Raw genomic sequence first — 19,258 nt, forward strand, 5'->3', positions numbered from 1 at the left:
GATTTTTAATTGATTAGGAGTAATTTAATTATAATAAAGTACCCATTTTCCGAAATATTTTTTGTTTGTATAAGAAGCGATTTCCGTTTTGATATATTCGGGGATTTCTTCTTTTTTTCTTACTAGGAAAACTGTATTTTGTGTATTGAAATCAGATTTTAGTCGTGTAATTTCATTCTTTTCTTCCAAGTTGTAATAGTGTTTTAAATAGTCTAAGTTTTGTTCAAATTGAACTTCTCTTTTACTGGTATAGTTTCCATTGTTGAGAGTTATAATGTTTTTGTTGGTGTAAAAAGACATTGACGGGAGCAGATAGTTATAGACATATACATCTTTAGATTTTAGTGAATTTACAAAAGTAGCAATAGGCTTTGCGGAATTGATAAGTAACTCATTTGATTTCATTAAAAAAGTGGAAAACACCACTAATGCCAAAGTGTTTATTACAAGTGTATATAAATTTTTGTAAAACCAGCTTTCGTTTTTTATTCCAAAAATACTAATTAGCAACCCAAATAGTAAAATCAAAACATAAGGAAGATCAAGTTCTATTTTGTGAATTAAGATGGCTATTAGAATGGTAACAAAAAGCAGTATGAAATAACCGCGGAGATAAAGTGTAAATTTTTTCCAATGATTTTCGCTCAATTGAACCAAATGAGTTGAGACGAATAGTATTAGAAATGTTAATGATGGCAAGACATAAAAAATCAATTTAGTCTTGAATATTGAAAAAAGGAAAATAATTAGGGAAAAGGTAGCTAATAAAATTTTCCTTTTTAAAACTGTCGAGTCTGTTTTCTTTAAAGTCAGAAAAATATAAACTATCCATGGAAATAATGATAAAGGGAGAAAAACAATATAATACCAAAAAGGTTTTCCTCTATTAAACGCATCATTTGAAAACATTCTTTGATAAAGCTGGTTGCTGGTAAAATAGTCTAAAACCATTGGATTATCTTTTATAACAGCCAAATACCACCAACCGCAAGAAATAAAAAAAAAGAGGACTCCCAAGAAATCATAAAGAGAAAACCGAATCTTTTTTTTGTTATAATAAAACCATGTTAGTTGAAAGATAATAACAGGAATGAGAACTAACGGACCCTTCGTAAAAAAACCTAGTGAGAGTGAAAGATAAAACAAAAAAAAGAATTTTTTATCGTCTAAATATTTAAGCCAAAAATAAACAGCCATTATAACAAAAGTGTTTAAATAGGCATCTGTAGTCAAATTTCGGATGGATGCTAAAATCAAAGGAGTTGAAAAATACAAAGCAACTGACAGTAAAGATGTTTTTCTGTCATTAAAAAGTAGCATGGACGTTTTGTAAATTAGAATCAATTGAACTAATAGTGCAATTGATAAAAAAAAACGGGCGCCAAATTCATTGATTCCGAATATGGCATACCCTAGTGCTGTAATATAATAGGTTAGTGGAGGTTTGTGATAATGTGAGATCCCCATTTTTCTTGGATGGATATAGTCTCCAGTTTCAAACATTTCTTTAGCAATTTGTGCATAACGCGCTTCACTTGTTTCAGTCAAACCCCAAGAACCGAGCTGGAATAATGTGACAATAAAGACGGCTAACAGGATAAAATAGACGGAACTTTTTGTATTTGTAGCTAAAAATTTAGTATCCATTGAAATTAAATTTTTTGGTTGACATAAATTTAAGCTATTGTTTTTAAAAAATTATATTCTAATTGTTTAATAATCATTTATCTAACTTATTGTATCAGATTTGGATACTTTATTGATGAAATTATCCTGATACCATTCGACCTGTGCTTTCAGTCCTTCATACAAACTCGTTTGAGGATTATAACCCAATAATTTTCTTGCTCTGTCGATTACAGCTTTTGTTCTCAGTTGATCACCAACTCTAGCTTTAACCAATTCTATTTTGATTTTTTTATTCAAAATCTGCTCTACAACTTCAATTCCGTGTTGGGTTGTGTTTTCTTCTTCAGTTCCTAAATTGATGATTTCATTATTAACTAAATCTTCTTTACCAATTACACTCACAACTCCATCAACGATATCCTGTACATAGGTAAAACTTCTTAAATGATTTTCGCTTCCTTCAAACAAAGGGAATGGGATGTTGTTGAAAGCATTGGCAATTAGCTTTGTGTATAGTTTTTCTGGTCTTTCACGTGGACCATAAACTGAATATAGTCGTAAAGAACAGGCTTTCAATTGGCCCAGTCTGCAGCTTGCTAAGATTAATTGTTCAGCGGCTAATTTAGTTACACCATAAAAAGAAGCTGGTGATGGTGCGGCCGATTCATTAAATGTGGCATGAATACCATAAATGGATGATGTGGCAATATTAACAAAAAGAGCCAGTTTTTGATTTTTTAAAGAAAAATCGATTAAGTTTTTTGTTCCAATAACATTGTTTCCTAAATAGTCCTCAAAACTAGAAGTGGCCGAAATGCCTGGCTGTGCGGCAAAATGAAAAATATATTCAAAATCGGTCGGTAATGACTGAAGCTGCTCGGCATATCGTAAATCAATTTTTTCGATAGTAATACCTTTCGCTTTCAAAGCATTTGCATTTAATTGCTTCAAAGAAACATCATAATAATCTGAAAAATTATCCAAACCAACCACTTCATATCCCATCGACTGCAGTCTTTCAGCTGTGTGCGAGGCAATGTATCCGGCTGCACCTGTAACTAATATTTTCATAAGTTGTACTTTAATGATTATTATCGGTATTATTTTTAGGTTAATTTGTATAGGATAAATCTCCCTTTAATTGCAAAACAAAGACAAACAAAAATTATTTTTTTCAGTTAGTAATAAAGTGATCAAAATGTTATTTTTTGGTTACTTATTTCTAATATGTAAAAATAAGAAAAATCAACTATTTTACATGTCGATTTAACTTTAAAAAAATAAGAATAAGACGACTAAAAAAAAATATTTCTTTTCATTGTTTTAAACGTAGTTTGAAGCCTTTGCTAGTATTGTACGGTAAAACTATCTTTCAATTTTGAATTTTTTCTGAATCTTATATTTCCAAAACGACTAAAAAACCGTTTTGTTAAAAGCGAAATTCAGTTTTTCTTCTAAATTGAGTAATAAATTTGCCTATTTAGTTCATCACGAACTACAATATAATATAGTTGATTTGATAATTATGTGAAATATAATTAAAGTAATTAGTTGATTAACACAACTGTATCACACCTAAGAGTAAGGATTAGGCGAGTATGTCGATACTTTTTTTGGGTCAAATTCAATTTTATATAATTTATTAATCGTTTAGGATCTAATTGATCTTAAATTTTATTTTTTGTTAATGAGAAAATATATTTTTCTAAAACCTGTTTTTAATTTTATTGTATTTGGATTACTGATAACAACGTTAAGTCGTTTGTTTTTATTTTTTTTATTTAAGGATAGAGTTGTTGAAACTCAAGATTATTGGTATATCTTTCCTATTGGTCTTCGAATGGATTTGATATTGTTATGCTATTTTTCATTCTTACCAGCGCTTTTAATAACTTTTCTGCCGAATAAATCCATCAAGTACACCAATCTGTTTTTGGTTCTTTATAGTTTTACAGTTCTTTTTCTAATTCTTTTTATCGAATTGGCGACTCCAGATTTTGTTAAACAGTATGATACACGGCCAAATAAAATATTTTTGGATTATCTAATTTACCCACGGGAAGTTGTGGGAATGCTTTTGAAAAGCTATTTGGTTTCGATAATCGTTACTTTTTCAATTTTGGGGACTGCTTTGTATTTTGCTGTCAAAAAAGGAAAAAAGTATTTTTGTACGGTAGAATCGGATTATAAAACCAAATTAATCGTATTTCCTTTAGTTGCTTTTTTGCTTTTTTTTGGAGCACGTTCAAGCCTTACTTCCAAGCGTCCTATTAATGCTAGTAATGCTGTTTTTTCGACAGATCAGCTGACTAATTCTCTAGGGATAAATTCATTTTATACGGTTGCATTTGCGGCGTATTCTCTCAAGAATGAGGCAAATACCGAGATGTACGGAAAAATGGACAAAGCTGAAGCGTTTGCTCGTGTGAAAAAATACATGACAGTAGGGGAGCATGAATTTACTACTCCTGAAATTCCTTTTCTTCACATACAGAATCCAGAAGTGCTTTTAAAAAGACCCTATAATTTAGTGGTGTTTTTACAGGAAAGTCTAGGAGCTGAATATGTGGGAAGTTTAGGAGGTAAGCCTTTAACTCCAGAGTTTGACCGCCTTACTAAAGAAGGACTTCTTTTTACAAATCTATATTGTACAGGAACCCGAAGTGTACGCGGAATCGAAGCAGTAGTTACTGGATTTCTTCCTTCGCCATCAGAGAGTGTTGTAAAATTAGGGGGTTCGCAACAAGGATTTTTTGATTTGGCTGACGCTTTTAAACGAAAAGGCTATGAGACTAGTTTTATTTATGGCGGAATGTCAAATTTTGATAATATGGCTTCATTTTTTAATGGAAATGGTTTTCAAGATATTGTAGATCAGGATGATTTTGATTCTGATGGAAATAAATATGCCTTCAAAGGCACATGGGGATATTCTGATGAGGATTTGGCTGTAAAGGCTAATAATTATTTTAAAAGCAAAGGAAGTAAACCGTTTTTCTCTTTAATGTTTTCGACTTCAAACCACGAACCGTTTGAGTACCCTTCTGGTAAAATCAAACTCTATGACAAAAAAGCGGCAACGGTTAACAACGCAATGAAATATGCGGACTTTTCAATTGGTAAATTCTTTGAAATGGCTAAAAAAGAAGCCTATTTTAAGAATACTATCTTTATTGTTATTGCTGACCATAATACAAGAACATATGGGAAGAATTTAGTTCCAATCAATAAATTTCATATACCAGCGTTGATATTGGGCCCTGGTGTACCAAAGGGTAAAGTGTACAGTAAATTGGCAAGTCAGATAGATATTCCGCCTACTCTATTAAGTTATGTTGGAGGTCAGTTTGAAACGCCAATGGTAGGTAGGAATCTGAATAGCAGTCAGCCTTCAGCCAAAGGAAGATGCATGATGCAATTTAACGACATCAACGCTTTTAGAGTTGAAAACAGGGTGGTAATCATGCAGCCTAATTTGAAAGCGCTGCAATTTGAAATAAAAAATGACACAACTTTAATTCCTGTTAAATTAGATAAAGAGTTTGCAAAAGATGCTTTGGCTCATGTGATAACGGCAGGAAATTTATATAAAGACAAAGAATATAAGTTGAGGGCTGTGAAAAATAATTTATAACTCATATTAAAAATAAAGTATCTATCTGCCGAAACCTTTTTATCAACAAAAGTTTTGAGTGCTGATTTTCATTTTCAGAAATATTGATTTCGTATTATTTTTTAAAATAACTATCTAATAAAATTTGTGCTGCTGCAAAAGGAGAAATGGTATTATTCTGCACCTCTTTTTTTGTGGAGTCCAATAGCTGAATGGTTTTTGGCTGATTGTAGAAATTATTTTTTAATTGTTCGTCAATGGTTTCTATCATCCAAAAGAGATTTTGTTCCTTGCGTTTTTCCAAAAAATAATTATTCGAATTTACTAATTCAAGATATTTTTTGATAGCTTTCCAAACGTTGTCAATACCTAAATGAGTTATGGCACTGCAGGTTGCAGTCGTTGGAATCCAACCCGATTTTTTTGCTGGAAATAAATGCAAAGCTCTGTTAAATTCTACTTTCGTTAAGTTTGCTTTTTTAATATTGTCACCATCTGCTTTGTTAATGATTATAGCATCTGCCATTTCCATAATGCCGCGTTTGATGCCTTGAAGTTCATCGCCAGCTCCAGGTATTTTTAGTAATAAAAAGAAATCAACCATACTGTGAACAGCAGTTTCACTTTGTCCTACACCAACTGTTTCAATTAGGATGACATCAAATCCGCATGCTTCGCAAAGAATTATAGTTTCTCTTGTTTTTCGGGCAACGCCTCCCAAAGTCTCTCCCGATGCCGACGGTCGAATGAATGCATTTTTATCTTTTACCAATTCTTCCATTCGGGTTTTATCACCTAGTATGCTTCCATGGGAAATTGTACTGCTTGGATCTACAGCAAGAATTGCTACTTTCTTTCCCAAACTAGTTAAATGCTTTCCAAAGGCTTCAATAAAAGTGCTTTTTCCGACACCAGGAACACCAGTGATCCCAATGCGTATGGAGTTGTTAGCATGAGGTAAGCATGCTTGAATAACTTCATTGGCTTTGGATAAATGTTCGTTATTGGTGCTTTCTATTAGAGTAATGGCACGACTTAAAGCTGTTATGTTTTTAGATAGAATTCCTTCGATTAATTCTGTGGCAGAAGGTTGCTTCTTTCTAGATTCCTTTATATTTTGCATAGCACTAGAATTGATAATTTCGGGCGGAAAAATACCAGCTTTTTCATCTATAGCGCTTGGATTGTTTTTTTTGATGGACAAAATGCTTTTCTTTTTTAGTAAAGTAAAAGTATTGAAAACAAAAACAGTTTCAAAAAGCTACTGTTTTGAAACTGTTTTCGTTTTCTGAATTTGAATAAGATTAATAAGCTGCCGTAAAACGTTGTTGATGGTGCTTTGGAGTTTCAACTTCATCAGCAATAACAATAGCTAAATCCTCTACAGATAAAATGCTTCTTTGGTTTTCATCAAATACAGGGTTTTCTAGGCCTAATCTATATTTTCCTGTTCGTCCTGTGGTGATTCCTTGATGCATTTCGATTGCTGGGCTAAAAAACACCCAATCCAATTCTTTTTCTTCCTTAATGATATTCAAATATTCTCTTGCTGCTGATGCTGCTACATAATATTCTTTTGGAAATTCTGGGGTGTCAACTAATTGTATGTTTGGTGCAATGTATAAACTTCCTGCTCCACCAATGGTGATTAAACGTTTTACTCCAGATTTTTTTACAGCTTCCTGAATAGCTTTGGCTCCTGCTATAAATTCATCATGGATATTTGGGTTTGTCCAGCCTGGGTTGTAAGCACTAACAATAATATCGTTTCCTTTTAAGGTTGCTGCCAAAGAATCTATGTTAAAGATGTCACTTGCTACCCAATTCACTCCTGATGTTTCTTTTGGAGTTCTTGCAATTGCAGTAATTTCATGGTTTCTGCCTGCTAATTCATTTAAAATTGCGGAACCTACAAATCCAGTGGCTCCAATAATTGTGATTTTCATAGTTATGTATATTTAAAAGTAATAAAAAATGTTACAGTTTAGTGTAAAAAAATAGAATTAAAATTTATTTGAAAAATTTTCCAATGTAATATCGCTCAATTGCATACTGATGGTTTGATTAATATCTTCATATAAATTTTCTAAATTTTTATTTATTTGTTTGCCTATTGGACAATCTGGATTCGGTTCGTTTTTTGAAAACCCCAATGTTACCGTGTCAAAAGTCATTTTGAATATTGCGTCTAATGTAATTTTTGAAGCAGATTTCAACAAACGAGTACCTCCGTTTTTGCCTTCTTTGCTTTCTACAATATTATTTTTTTTCAGGTTTGCAATTTCTTTTCTAACCAGAACAGGATGTAAATTCATACTTCCTGCTATAAAGTCCGATGATAAATATTCATCTGGAAATTTTGAAAGAAGGGTTAGAATGTGAATTGTTATGGCAAATTTACCTGAAATCATACTGTAATAAAATTTATTGCAAATATATGAATTAAATTAACTTATTCATTCGTTTTACAAATTAATTTCAATGATTGCGACTTTATTAAATAGATTATTAATGGTATTTTTGCATTCAATTCTACACTATGTATAACATTGTTTTAATTTTTGTTTGTTTATTGCTTGGCGTTCTTTTGCAAAATGTAAAACGTTTACCAGTCAATACATACAAGCGATTGAATTACATTGTTATTTATTTTTGTCTTCCTTCTTTAGCCTTATTTTACATTCCAAAAATTGAGTTAGATACAAAATTATTGTATCCGATTGCTGTAACGTGGATTAGTTTTACAGTTTCTTGGTTGTTTTTTAGTTTGTTAGGGAAAAAATACGGATGGTCTAGAAAACTCACAGGATGTTTAATTATGACTGCGGGTTTTAGTAATACTTCTTTTTTAGGTTTTCCAATTATACAAGCTTTGTATGGGGAAGAGGGAATGAAAATGGCAATTTTAGTCGATCAGCCAGGAACATTTGTGGTACTTTCGACTTTAGGTATTTTTGTTGCTACTTTATATTCTAAGGCAAGTTCGAATGGAGTTGAAATTGCTAAAAAAATACTTTTCTTTCCGCCATTTATAGCCTTCCTTTTTGCTTGTTTTATGAATTTGTTTCGTTTTGATTTTCATCAATACATTCAGATTGGTTTGCAAAAGATAGGAAGTGTGATGACACCATTGGCAATGCTTTCGGTAGGTTTGCAATTGCATTTTGACAGAAGAAGCAAACACTTTAAATTTCTAGGTTTGGGACTTGTTTATAAATTAATATTGACTCCAGCCTTGATTTATTTATTATATGTTGTGGTATTAGATCAGCATTCCAAAATGATTCAAGTCTCTATTATGGAAGCTGCTATGGCTCCTATGATTTCCTCTAGTATTATTGCTGCTTCTTATGGTTTAAAACCCAGATTGTCTAGTATGATGATTGGTTTTGGAATTCCTCTTTCCTTTATCACATTAGTGTTTTGGTATTTTGTAGCCAATTCTATTTAAAAATGCTATACGTGACTATATAAATGTAATACCATGTTTGAATTATTAGCCACAGATTTGAAGAAAGTGGGTTTGGAACTTTGACAAAAGTGAGCTAACTCTAATGAAAGCTAAATAAAATTTACCGCAAGGATCGCAAGGATTTTGATTATTAAAGAACGTAAAGAGCGCAAAACTTTGTGAACCTTGCGGTAAATAAATATAGTGCTTCAATTTTTAAGATACCAAATCATGAATTTTAGCATATTGCAACAAGAGGATGGTTTTAGCATCTTTTATTTCTCCCGCTTCTATCATCACATATGCTTGGGCAAATGGGATTTCGATAACATCGATTTCTTCCTGTTCGTGTTCTAATCCGCCGCCATCGCTTACTTTCATGCTTGGGTCATATTTGGCTATGAATAAATGTAAAATTTCAGTTATTGCTCCTGGAGACATATATGCTTCCATGATTTTTTTAACGGAATGTACTCTGTATCCTGTTTCTTCTTCGGTTTCTCGAATAATACAAGTTTCAGGATCGTCTTCATCGAGCAATCCGGCACATACTTCAATCATTAATCCACTTTTATTTCCGTTTAAATAGGTTGGGAGTCTGAATTGTCGGGTTAGGATAACGGTTCCTTTTAATTCATTAAATAAAAGTATAGCGGCTCCGTTGCCTCTATCATAGACTTCACGTATTTGTGTGTCCCATGAATCATCTTTTTTTTGATAATCTACAGTAACTTTATTTAGGATATACCAGTTGTCTGATAGTAATTCTGTTTTTTGTATTTTATATTTTGGATTGTTCATGAGGTATGTTTTGAATGTTAAAAAAAAACGTCCCGATATATCGGGACGTTAGTTGTATTATTTAAGAATTGTTTGTTTTCTGTCTGGTCCAACAGAAACAATTTTTATAGGAACTTCAACTTCTTTTTCGATGAATTCGATGTATGCTTTTAGTTCAGCTGGTAATTGATCATAAGTGGTCATTCCAGTTAAATCTTGGTGCCACCCTTTGAACTCTTGGAATACTGGAGTTACATTTTCTGGTTCAATGTTATAAGGGAAATGTGAAATGTTTTTTCCTTTGTAATTGTACTCAGTACATACTTTTAAAGTTTCGAAACCAGAAAGTACATCACCTTTCATCATCATTAATTGTGTTACTCCGTTGATTTGAACAGCATATTTTAGAGCTACTAAATCCAACCATCCGCAACGTCTTTGTCTTCCTGTAACCGATCCAAATTCGTTTCCAACTTTGGCCATAGTTGCACCATCTTCGTCAAAAAGTTCAGTAGGGAATGGGCCACTACCTACGCGAGTTACGTAAGCTTTGAAAATTCCGTATACTTCTTTGATTTTGTTTGGAGCAATTCCTAAACCTGTACAAGCACCAGCTGCTGTAGTGTTTGATGAAGTTACGAATGGATACGTTCCAAAATCAACATCTAATAAAGATCCTTGAGCACCTTCACAAAGAATTGATTTTCCTGCTCTTTGCGCTTGGTTCAAATATTCTTCACTATCAATAAAGTCTAATGTTTTTAAAACTTGGATAGATTCGAAGAATTCTTTTTCCATTTCAGCTAAATTGTACTGAATATTAACATCGTAGAATTTAATCATTTCTTCGTGTTTGTCAGCCAATGCTCGGTAACGCTCTTCGAAATCTTCTAATTCAGTATCTCCAACACGCAATCCGTTTCTTCCGGTTTTGTCCATGTATGTTGGTCCAATTCCTTTAAGAGTAGAACCAATTTTAGCTTTTCCTTTTGAAGCTTCAGAAGCTGCGTCAAGTAAGCGGTGTGTTGGTAAGATTAAATGTGCTTTTCTAGAAATAATTAATTTGCTTTTGATGTCCAAATTAAATTTCTCAAGACCTTCAATTTCTTTTTGAAATACTACTGGGTCAATTACAACTCCGTTTCCAATAATGTTGATAGCAGTTTTATGGAAAATTCCTGATGGAATGGTTCTAAGTACGTGTTTAATTCCATCAAATTCTAAAGTATGTCCTGCATTTGGGCCTCCTTGAAAACGAGCAATTATGTCATAATTTGATGTAAGAACGTCAACAATTTTTCCTTTTCCTTCATCTCCCCATTGTAATCCTAATAATAAATCTACGGTCATTCTATATTTTATTTTTAGTTAATTTTCTAATGTGTTTTCTTCTGTTTTTTTGTTTTTCTTGTTTCCGTATAAGTATAAGGAATGATTAGTGATTTCGATATCAAAAATTTCTTCGATTGTTTTTTTGATAGTTTGAATTCGTGGGTCACAAAATTCAATTACTTCACCAGTATCGGTCATAATAATATGATCGTGTTGTTTATCGAAATAGGACTTTTCGTAATGTGCTTGATTTTGTCCAAACTGATGTTTGCGGACCAAAGCACAATCTAGTAGTAATTCGATGGTATTGTAAAGAGTAGCTCTACTGACACGGTAGTTTTTGTTTTTCATTTTGAGGTATAGGTTTTCTATATCAAAATGTTCTTCACTATCGTAAATTTCTTGAAGGATGGCATAACGTTCAGGTGTTTTGCGATGTCCTTTGTTTTCAAGATACATTGTAAAAACGTTTTTTACAATCTCTTGATTTTTGTTGTTATCTGTAGAAATGAGTGTCATATCGTGCAAAGATAAATTATTATTTTAAAAGTATAAAAAAATAGGGTTTTAATTCTAAATCAGAGGTTTTGTTTTTTGGTGTTAATACTGGTATGTTGTACTGTTTCTGATTATGTTGTAAGCTATTGTTACGTGCGTGAGGGATAGAAGCTAGCTACCGAAGTAGCGCGTATAGCCCGACAGCATTAGAGAAAGAGACCTAAATATGCGGTATTTATGAGTAGGTCTCTTTCTCTAATGGTGGCACGCCCTAATTGTTTTTGGAATTATATGTTATTGCTTTTTTCTTATTAATTATAACAATTTTTATGCCAAAAGTTTATTTTATGTTGAATGAGTTAGTTTTTATAGACTCGTGTTACTTTGTCAATTCCATCAATTTTTTTGATGTTGTCCATTAATTTTTTCAAAAGGGTGATGTTTGGTACAATCACGGATATTTGACCTTTGAAAATTCCCGCTTCACCACTGAGTGAAATACTTTGTATGTTCACGTTCATGTTATTTGAAATTACTTTTGTCAGTTCGTTTGTCAGTCCTAAACTATCCATTCCCATAATATTAATGGTGGCTTTGAAGTCTTGCTGGGTGGAATCTATCCACTTGGCCTGCATGATTCGGTAGGCGTAATTGGATTGTAAGGCAATGGCATTTGGGCAGTCTTTTTTGTGTATTTTGATGCCTTCATTTATGGTAACAAAACCAAATACTTCGTCGCCTGGGATTGGATTACAGCAACTGGATAATTTATAATCGAGTTTGTCATGCGTTTTCCCAAAAACCAACATGTCGTAATTGTTACTGATAACTTGTTTGTGAATATCCTCGTTGGCAGTGCTGGTATTACGCTTGATTTTGTTTTTGAAAAAATTGATTAACGTATTGCTTTTTTGGCTGGCATAATCTTTTAATTGTTGGTTGTCAATAGAGCCAACTCCAACTCTGTAAAACAAATCCAGACTTGTTTTTAATTTAAAAAAGTTGACCAACTCATTGATAGACTGTTCGTTTAAAGTTATCTTGAGGTGTTTTAGTTTTCGCGTAAGAAGTTCTTTTCCGTCTTCGGCAATTTTTTTGGTGTTCTCGTTGAGTACACTTCTAATTTTGTTTTTTGCTCTCGAAGTAGTAACAAAATCTAGCCAGTTAATGGTTGGTTTTTGATTTTGTGAGGTAATGATTTCTACTTGATCACCACTTTTTAATTCGTAATTTAAGGGTACTAATTTTCCGTTGACTCTGGTTCCTCTTGTTTTTATTCCAATTTCGGAGTGGATGCTAAAGGCAAAATCTAATGAAGTAGCACCTTTTGGAAGAGATTTAATTTCTCCTTTTGGGGTAAAAATATAAATCTCTTTCGAGTAGAGGTTCATTTTAAAATCTTCTACAAAATCTACAGCACTGGTTTCTGAGTTTTCTAGAGCTTCTTTTAAAAGATTTAACCAAACATCGAGACCGTTTTCTTCGGTAGCTCCGTTTTTGTATTTATAATGTGCTGCGTATCCTTTTTCGGCAATTTCATCCATACGCTCGCTACGTACTTGTACTTCTACCCAACGCCCTTTTGGTCCCATTACAGTAATGTGTAATGCTTCGTAACCAGTTGATTTTGGGGATGATATCCAATCGCGTAATCGGCTTGGACTGGGTCTGTAATGATCGGTTACAATGGAGTATATCTTCCAAGCTAGGAATTTTTCCTCGTGTGGAGTTGATTTATAAACAATACGCAAAGCAAATTTGTCATAAACTTCGTCAAAACTTACATTTTGAGCCAGCATTTTTCTATTGATAGAATAAATGGATTTTGGTCGGCCTTTAATAATGTAGTCTATATTTTCTTCGTCTAACGCTTTTTGGAGCACTTCTGAGATGTCTTTGATATAAAGATCTTGTTCTTCTTTGGTTTCTCTTATTCTGCTAACGATGTTGTTGTACCTTTCTGGTTCAGTGTATTTTAAACCTAAATCTTCTAGTTTATTTTTTATTTTATAAAGTCCCAATCGATGCGCTAGTGGAGCATAAATGTATAAGGTTTCGGAAGCTAGTTTGACCTGTTTGTGATCTTCCATTGAGTCCATAGTGAGCATATTATGCAATCTATCGGCTATTTTTATGAGGATTACCCTAACATCGTCATGGAGAGTTAATAACATTCTACGGAAATTCTCTGCTTGCATCGATACATTAAGGTCTTTTTGTACCAATGATATTTTGGTTAACCCCTCGACCAATTGAGCGATTTTAGAACCAAACATTTTTTCGATGTCTTTGACAGTGATCGGAGTATCTTCTACAACGTCATGCATTAAGGCTGCTGCAATAGAGCTTGCTCCCAAACCAATATCTGAGGCAACGATTTTGGCAACTGCTATTGGATGAAAAATATAGGCTTCACCCGATTTACGGCGTTGGTCTTTGTGAGCATCAACTGCAACGTCAAAAGCTTTACGTATCAGTTTTTTATCCTCTGTGGTTAAAGTTTGATAACTAATGCGTAGTAGCTCTTTATATTCTTGGGCAATTGCTTTGTTTTCTTTTTCTGTATCGATTTCTATCATAACGGCAGGGTTCAATTCTTAAAAATATGAAATTTTTAGGGAATACACAAGAGGAATGAGGTGGAATTTTGATTGTAGATTTTAGAATAAAGATTTATAAAATATTCAAAATTCTAAATTTCTCACATCATCAATCTAAAATCAAAAGCCTCTCTGTCTCTTAGCTTCAAATATTAAAATAGCAGCAGCTACTGAAACATTCATGCTGTCTATTTCTCCCTGCATTGGGATAATAATATTTTGAGTGGCAGCATCTCGCCATTCTTGCGTCAATCCTGTAGCTTCTGTCCCAACAACTAGAGCCGTTGGCGAAGTATAATCTTGGGTATGATAGGAAGTTGAATTTTGCAAAGTGGCGCAATAAAAATTAATGTTTCTTTCTTTTAAATAAGCAATAATTTCGGTAGTCGTTCCCGTCGCAATTTGGTTAGTAAACAAACAGCCTACGCTAGACCGAACTACATTTGGATTGTATAAATCACTTTTTGGATTAGCAATAATCACCGCATCAAGATTTGCTGCATCGGCAGTGCGAAGTAATGCGCCAATGTTTCCAGGTTTTTCGGGAGCTTCGGCAATAATAATTAATGGATTTTCGGATAATTGTAAGTCGGATAACTGCATCGATTTGGCTTTGGCTACAGCCAAAATTCCTTCGGTAGTATCTCTGTATGCTAATTTTTGATAGACTTCTTTGTTGATTTCTATCAATTCGGCACTATTCGCTAACTTTCGGGTTTCGGTTTCCGAGCAGACTTCGGGTAAAAACAAAATCGTTTCTATTTCATATCCACCTTTTAATGCTAATGAAATTTCACGTTTTCCTTCTATTAAAAATGTTCCAGATTGTTTGCGGGTCTTTGCTTTTTCCTGCAATAGAACCAAGGATTTTATAAAAGGGTTTTGGATGGAAGTGATTTGTTTCAAAGCTGTAAAGGAATAAGTTTCTAAGATGCTAAGGTACTACCATTTTTTAAATTCTTGAAATAATCAATAGTATAGTAGTTTTTTATTTAATTTTGAAAACTAAGCATGACTTAAAATCTAAAAATTTCAATGTTTCACCTTCTAGATATTATTGGAACCATGGCATTTGCAATGTCAGGTGCATTAACTGCAATGAGCAAAAAGCTAGATCCTTTTGGTGTTTTCATCATTGCATTTGTGACCGCAGTAGGAGGCGGAACCTTGCGTGATGTGATGATCGGCCGTACGCCTGTTGGCTGGATGCAAGATCCAACTTATGTTTATGTAATTGTTTGGGGATTTATTTTAGCGATTATTTTTAGAAAAAAATTAGATAAACTCAGAACCTCATTGGCTTTATTCGACACTATTGGATTGGGCGTTTTTACTTTAATAGGAATACAAAAAGGAATTGATTATCAACTTCATCCCGTTATTTGCATTGCACTAGGAACTATGACTGCCTGTTTTGGAGGAGTCACCCGAGATATTTTATGCACCGAAATACCAGTAATTTTTCGCCGGGAAGTTTATGCTACTATCTGTATTCTAGGTGGAATCGTATTCTTTACGCTTCGAAAAATGAATGTAGAAAGTGATGCTGTATATTTAATCACTTCATCTGTAATTATTGTGGTTCGCCTATTGGCCGTAAAATACAAATGGCATTTTGCTCCTTTGGAAAATGAATAAATCATTTTAGTACTTGTTCTTCGAAAAATCAGTAAAAATCGATAAAATTTACATTAAATTTTTTTCTCTATTTACTATTTATAATATTGTCCTAATTGCGTACTTTTCCACTCTTTTAATTCCCAATTTTGAAAAACTATAGTGTAAAAAAATATCAAGAAACTGATTATGCGAATTGGAACGCTTTTATAAGCCAAGCCAAGAATGCTACTTTCTTGTTTCATCGTGATTTTATGGATTACCACAAAGACCGATTTGAAGATTATTCTTTAATGGTTTTTGAAGGTGTAAAGTTAGTGGCTGTACTGCCCGCAAATAGGGTTGGAGATTGTGTTTATTCGCATCAGGGGTTGACATATGGAGGTTTGGTTTTGTTGCCAAAATCCAAGTTATACAACACTATTTTTGTTTTTAAAGCAATCCTTGAATATCTTAATGAAAATCAAATTTACAAATTAGTTTTAAAACAGATTCCATCTATATATTGTGAGTATTTGTCGGATGAAATTAATTATTTGATGTATGTGTGTAAAGGGAAGATAATAATGAAACATAATCTTTCGGTTATCTCCTTAAATAATGATTTTGTTTTTTCTAAATCTAGGAAACAATGTATCAATAGAGGAAAGATTCAAAATTTAATCATCAAAGAGGAATCTAATTTTGAAATATTTTGGAATAAACTTTTGATTCCCAATTTAAAAGATAAATACGGTTCTAAACCTGTTCATTCATTGAAAGAAATAATGTCGTTGAAAAGTAAATTTCCCGAAAATATTCGTCATTTTAATGTTTATAGCAATGAGAGATTAGTGGCAGGAACGACTTTGTTTATGACAAAAAATGTTGCGAAACCACAATATATAGCTGGAAGTGAAGAAAATAATTTTTTGGGATGTATTGATTTTTTATATGATTTTCTAATAAAAGAAGTTGCTAGGGGGAAGTTTTTTTTTGATCTTGGTCCCTCACATGAAAATAAGGGGTTGGAAATTGTTGAAAATATTAATTTCTGGAAAGAAAGTTTTGGAGCAAATTCTTTAGTTCAGGATTTCTATGAAGTTGAGACTTCTAATCATTATCTGTTAGATACCGTTTTGATATGATAAAATTCTTAGACTTAAAAAAAATAAATGAACCCTATCAATTTGCTTTTCAAGAGAAATTGAATTTGGTGTTAGCCAACGGCTGGTATATTTTGGGCAACGAAGTTAAGGAGTTTGAAACTAATTTTGCTAAATATTGTGGAGCTGATTATTGTATTGGGGTAGGTAATGGTTTTGATGCTTTAGTTTTAATTTTTAAAGCCTATTTACAATTGGGAAAATTACAAAAAGGAGATGAGGTAATTGTTCCTGCAAATACTTATATTGCAAGTATTTTGGCTATTATGCAAGTAGATTTGATTCCAATTTTGGTCGAGCCAAAGTTGGAAACCTACAATATCTGTCCGGATTTAATTTCGGAAAAAATCACATCCAAGACCAAGGCAATTTTAGCGGTACATCTTTACGGTCAACTAGCTGAAATGGATACTATAAACGGGATTGCAAAACAAAATAATTTATTAGTTATAGAAGATGCAGCACAATCACATGGTGCAATCAAAAATCAAAAATCAGGAATTGATAATCAAAAATCTGCAATTGCCTATAGTTTTTACCCTGGAAAAAATTTAGGTGCTTTGGGTGATGGTGGAGCCATCACTACAAACGATTCCGAATTGGCTAAAGTCATTCTATCCTTACGTAATTACGGTTCAGAAGTTAAATATCAGAATGAATATATTGGTGTAAATTCAAGATTAGACGAATTGCAAGCGGCTTTCTTGAATGTTAAATTACCCCAGTTAGATGCCGAAAACAAGAGACGCATAGCCATTGCCAGACGCTATTTGTCAGAAATAAAAAATGATAAAATAATTTTGCCTTTTTGGGATTTTTCAGAGAATCATGTTTTTCATTTATTTGTTATTCGAACCGAAAATAGGAATGAATTGCAACAGTTTTTATTAGAAAACGGAATTCAAACCATGATTCATTATCCTATTCCGCCACACCAACAAAAAGCATTTTCAGAATGGAATCATTCGTCCTTTCCTATCACCGAAAAAATACATAAAGAGGTTCTGAGTTTGCCTATAAGTCCTGTTTTGACAATGGAAGAAGTTGATTCTATTATAGAAATTTTAAATAAATATTAGATAGTGTCTGAAAGTAGATCGCCCTATTTGCAAATTTTAAAAACCACCTCTCTTTTTGGAGGTGTTCAGTTTTTTAATATTATCATTTCGATTATTCGGACTAAGTTTATTGCAATATTTATTGGTCCAGCCGGAATGGGAATTGCTACATTATTAAATTCTACGATCAATATTGTTAGCGGAATTACAAGTTTGGGAATTGAGACAAGTGCAGTAAAACACATTTCGGGCAGTTATAAAAATGATGACTTAAATACTGTTTCGGCTAATGTGACAATTGTTAAAAAGTTGGTGTTATTTACGGGAATTTTAGGCGCTTTATTAACTCTGTTTCTTTCAGGTTGGTTAAGTCAGCTTACTTTTGGACATTCAGAACATACTTTTTCATTTGTTTTTCTTTCAATCACCTTACTTTTTAAACAGTTGTCAACTGGAAAATTAGTAGTTTTACAGGGGTTAAGGAAAATGAGACTTTTGGCAAAAACCAATTTTTATGGAAATTTATTTGGGTTGCTGTTTTCGATTCCGTTGTATTATTATTACAGAATTGATGCTATAGTGCCCACAATTATTATTGCTTCTTTGTCTTCTTTGTTTTTTTCTTTTTACTATTCAAAAAAAATAGAAATTGTAAAAGAAGATGTTTCAAACGATCAATTAGTTACTGAAGGCAAGCACATCATTAGACTTGGGATAATGTTGACATTGAGTGGATTTTTAACTTTGCTTTCTACTTATTTAATTCAAATTTATGTTGGTAAAATAGGAGGTATAGAAGAAGTTGGTTTCTATAATGCAGGTTTTACATTGTTAAATTCGTATGTAGGTATTATTTTTGCGGTTATGGCTACTGATTATTTTCCAAGATTGGCTGCTATTTGTGATGAAAATGAAAAAGTTAGAATAAGCGTCATTCAGCAATCATTTATATCGATACTTATTATTACTCCGATAATAATTCTATTTTTGATATTTATTCCGCTAATTATAAAAATTTTATATACTCCAAAATTTATTTCCATTACCTCAATGGTTTCTTTTGGAATATTAGGAATGTTGTTAAGAGCAGTTTCGTGGTCAATGGGGTATGTGATAATTGCCAAAGGAGATTCGAAAATATTTGTAAAAACGGCTGTTGGATTTAATGTTTTGTTATTGATTATGAATATTCTAGGGTATTTCTTTTACGGATTAGAAGGTCTTGGTTTTAGTTTTCTGGTCTATAATTTGATTCATTTTTTTGTTATTAAAATTATTGTAAAAAGGAGATACGGGTTTTATTTCGATAATGATTTTTATAAAATATATTTGATTTGTATTGTAATATGTTTAATGACTTTTTTATTCAGTTATATAGAATTTTCAATATTAAAATATGGATTGATGTCGTTGATGGGGTTAGTTTCGTTACTATTTGTTTTGCATCAGGTGAATAAAAAAATACAATTAAAAGGAATATTCAATTCCGTAATTAATAGAAAAAATGATTAGTTTATTTAAAAATATTTATAGAA

Annotated in this window: 16 protein-coding genes; 6 read left to right on the forward strand and 10 right to left on the reverse strand. The window is 32.5% G+C overall.

The window, feature by feature from the left end; genetic code table 11:
• Window positions 1-24: 24 nt before the first annotated feature.
• A complete protein-coding gene (locus ACUN3A_RS13730; protein WP_445551842.1) occupies window positions 25-1,647 on the reverse strand; it encodes an ArnT family glycosyltransferase in 1,623 nt (540 codons plus the stop codon).
• Between the two features lie 81 nt (window positions 1,648-1,728).
• On the reverse strand, window positions 1,729-2,700 hold the full coding sequence (locus tag ACUN3A_RS13735; protein ID WP_445551843.1) for an NAD-dependent epimerase/dehydratase family protein: 972 nt from the start codon (window positions 2,698-2,700) through the stop codon (window positions 1,729-1,731).
• Window positions 2,701-3,316: 616 nt separating this feature from the next.
• Between ACUN3A_RS13735 and ACUN3A_RS13740 the strand changes: the two genes are divergently transcribed.
• A complete protein-coding gene (locus ACUN3A_RS13740; protein WP_445551844.1) occupies window positions 3,317-5,263 on the forward strand; it encodes an LTA synthase family protein in 1,947 nt (648 codons plus the stop codon).
• Between the two features lie 94 nt (window positions 5,264-5,357).
• Here ACUN3A_RS13740 and meaB read toward each other — a convergent pair whose 3' ends face one another.
• The 3 genes from meaB to ACUN3A_RS13755 all read right to left on the reverse strand — a co-directional run bounded on the left by meaB (window position 5,358) and on the right by ACUN3A_RS13755 (window position 7,653).
• Entirely contained in the window at window positions 5,358-6,446 is a 1,089-nt protein-coding gene (gene meaB, locus ACUN3A_RS13745; RefSeq protein WP_445551845.1) for a methylmalonyl Co-A mutase-associated GTPase MeaB, read from the reverse strand.
• Between the two features lie 100 nt (window positions 6,447-6,546).
• On the reverse strand, window positions 6,547-7,188 hold the full coding sequence (locus tag ACUN3A_RS13750) for an NAD(P)-dependent oxidoreductase (RefSeq protein ID WP_445551846.1): 642 nt from the start codon (window positions 7,186-7,188) through the stop codon (window positions 6,547-6,549).
• A 57-nt stretch (window positions 7,189-7,245) separates the two neighbouring features.
• Window positions 7,246-7,653, reverse strand: coding sequence for an RrF2 family transcriptional regulator (locus ACUN3A_RS13755; RefSeq protein ID WP_445551847.1), 408 nt, complete (start codon window positions 7,651-7,653; stop codon window positions 7,246-7,248).
• Between the two features lie 128 nt (window positions 7,654-7,781).
• Between ACUN3A_RS13755 and ACUN3A_RS13760 the strand changes: the two genes are divergently transcribed.
• Window positions 7,782-8,693 carry an AEC family transporter gene (locus ACUN3A_RS13760; protein ID WP_445551848.1) on the forward strand — a complete coding sequence of 304 codons (912 nt, stop codon included), beginning with the start codon at window positions 7,782-7,784 and terminating at the stop codon, window positions 8,691-8,693.
• A gap of 216 nt (window positions 8,694-8,909) precedes the next feature.
• Here ACUN3A_RS13760 and ACUN3A_RS13765 read toward each other — a convergent pair whose 3' ends face one another.
• The 5 genes from ACUN3A_RS13765 to ACUN3A_RS13785 all read right to left on the reverse strand — a co-directional run bounded on the left by ACUN3A_RS13765 (window position 8,910) and on the right by ACUN3A_RS13785 (window position 14,809).
• Window positions 8,910-9,494, reverse strand: a complete 585-nt coding sequence (locus ACUN3A_RS13765; protein ID WP_445551849.1) for an NUDIX domain-containing protein — start codon at window positions 9,492-9,494, stop codon at window positions 8,910-8,912.
• A gap of 57 nt (window positions 9,495-9,551) precedes the next feature.
• Window positions 9,552-10,823, reverse strand: coding sequence for an adenylosuccinate synthase (locus tag ACUN3A_RS13770; protein WP_445551850.1), 1,272 nt, complete (start codon window positions 10,821-10,823; stop codon window positions 9,552-9,554).
• A gap of 18 nt (window positions 10,824-10,841) precedes the next feature.
• Window positions 10,842-11,324, reverse strand: a complete 483-nt coding sequence (locus ACUN3A_RS13775) for a Fur family transcriptional regulator (RefSeq protein ID WP_445551851.1) — start codon at window positions 11,322-11,324, stop codon at window positions 10,842-10,844.
• A 338-nt stretch (window positions 11,325-11,662) separates the two neighbouring features.
• Window positions 11,663-13,882 carry a RelA/SpoT family protein gene (locus ACUN3A_RS13780; protein WP_445551852.1) on the reverse strand — a complete coding sequence of 740 codons (2,220 nt, stop codon included), beginning with the start codon at window positions 13,880-13,882 and terminating at the stop codon, window positions 11,663-11,665.
• A gap of 141 nt (window positions 13,883-14,023) precedes the next feature.
• Entirely contained in the window at window positions 14,024-14,809 is a 786-nt protein-coding gene (locus tag ACUN3A_RS13785; protein WP_445551853.1) for a TrmH family RNA methyltransferase, read from the reverse strand.
• Window positions 14,810-14,938: 129 nt separating this feature from the next.
• On the opposite strand from ACUN3A_RS13785, the gene ACUN3A_RS13790 reads away from it, so the two are divergent.
• The 4 genes from ACUN3A_RS13790 (at window position 14,939) to ACUN3A_RS13805 (ending at window position 19,235) form a co-directional block, all read left to right on the forward strand.
• Complete coding sequence (locus ACUN3A_RS13790) at window positions 14,939-15,541, forward strand: trimeric intracellular cation channel family protein (RefSeq protein WP_445551854.1); 603 nt, start codon at window positions 14,939-14,941, stop codon at window positions 15,539-15,541.
• 128 nt (window positions 15,542-15,669) lie between these two features.
• Entirely contained in the window at window positions 15,670-16,647 is a 978-nt protein-coding gene (locus ACUN3A_RS13795; RefSeq protein ID WP_445551855.1) for a GNAT family N-acetyltransferase, read from the forward strand.
• Window positions 16,644-17,744, forward strand: coding sequence for a DegT/DnrJ/EryC1/StrS family aminotransferase (locus tag ACUN3A_RS13800; protein ID WP_445551856.1), 1,101 nt, complete (start codon window positions 16,644-16,646; stop codon window positions 17,742-17,744). Before ACUN3A_RS13795 ends, ACUN3A_RS13800 begins: the two co-directional genes overlap by 4 nt.
• A 3-nt stretch (window positions 17,745-17,747) precedes the next feature.
• The gene (locus ACUN3A_RS13805) at window positions 17,748-19,235 is read left to right on the forward strand and encodes an oligosaccharide flippase family protein (RefSeq protein ID WP_445551857.1); all 1,488 of its coding nucleotides are present in this window, start codon (window positions 17,748-17,750) and stop codon (window positions 19,233-19,235) included.
• The last annotated feature ends 23 nt before the right edge of the window (window positions 19,236-19,258 follow it).

The sequence above is a fragment of the Flavobacterium sp. WC2509 genome, assembly GCF_052683105.1.

Coding starts and splice junctions, on each gene's coding strand:
- ACUN3A_RS13750 (WP_445551846.1), bottom strand. CDS start 7,188: ATGAAAATCACAATTATTGGAGCCACTGGATTTGTAGGTTCCGCAATT.
- ACUN3A_RS13755 (WP_445551847.1), bottom strand. CDS start 7,653: ATGATTTCAGGTAAATTTGCCATAACAATTCACATTCTAACCCTTCTT.
- ACUN3A_RS13740 (WP_445551844.1), top strand. CDS start 3,317: ATGAGAAAATATATTTTTCTAAAACCTGTTTTTAATTTTATTGTATTT.
- ACUN3A_RS13760 (WP_445551848.1), top strand. CDS start 7,782: ATGTATAACATTGTTTTAATTTTTGTTTGTTTATTGCTTGGCGTTCTT.
- ACUN3A_RS13765 (WP_445551849.1), bottom strand. CDS start 9,494: ATGAACAATCCAAAATATAAAATACAAAAAACAGAATTACTATCAGAC.
- ACUN3A_RS13775 (WP_445551851.1), bottom strand. CDS start 11,324: ATGACACTCATTTCTACAGATAACAACAAAAATCAAGAGATTGTAAAA.
- ACUN3A_RS13780 (WP_445551852.1), bottom strand. CDS start 13,882: ATGATAGAAATCGATACAGAAAAAGAAAACAAAGCAATTGCCCAAGAA.
- ACUN3A_RS13735 (WP_445551843.1), bottom strand. CDS start 2,700: ATGAAAATATTAGTTACAGGTGCAGCCGGATACATTGCCTCGCACACA.
- ACUN3A_RS13770 (WP_445551850.1), bottom strand. CDS start 10,823: ATGACCGTAGATTTATTATTAGGATTACAATGGGGAGATGAAGGAAAA.
- ACUN3A_RS13730 (WP_445551842.1), bottom strand. CDS start 1,647: ATGGATACTAAATTTTTAGCTACAAATACAAAAAGTTCCGTCTATTTT.
- ACUN3A_RS13800 (WP_445551856.1), top strand. CDS start 16,644: ATGATAAAATTCTTAGACTTAAAAAAAATAAATGAACCCTATCAATTT.
- ACUN3A_RS13790 (WP_445551854.1), top strand. CDS start 14,939: ATGTTTCACCTTCTAGATATTATTGGAACCATGGCATTTGCAATGTCA.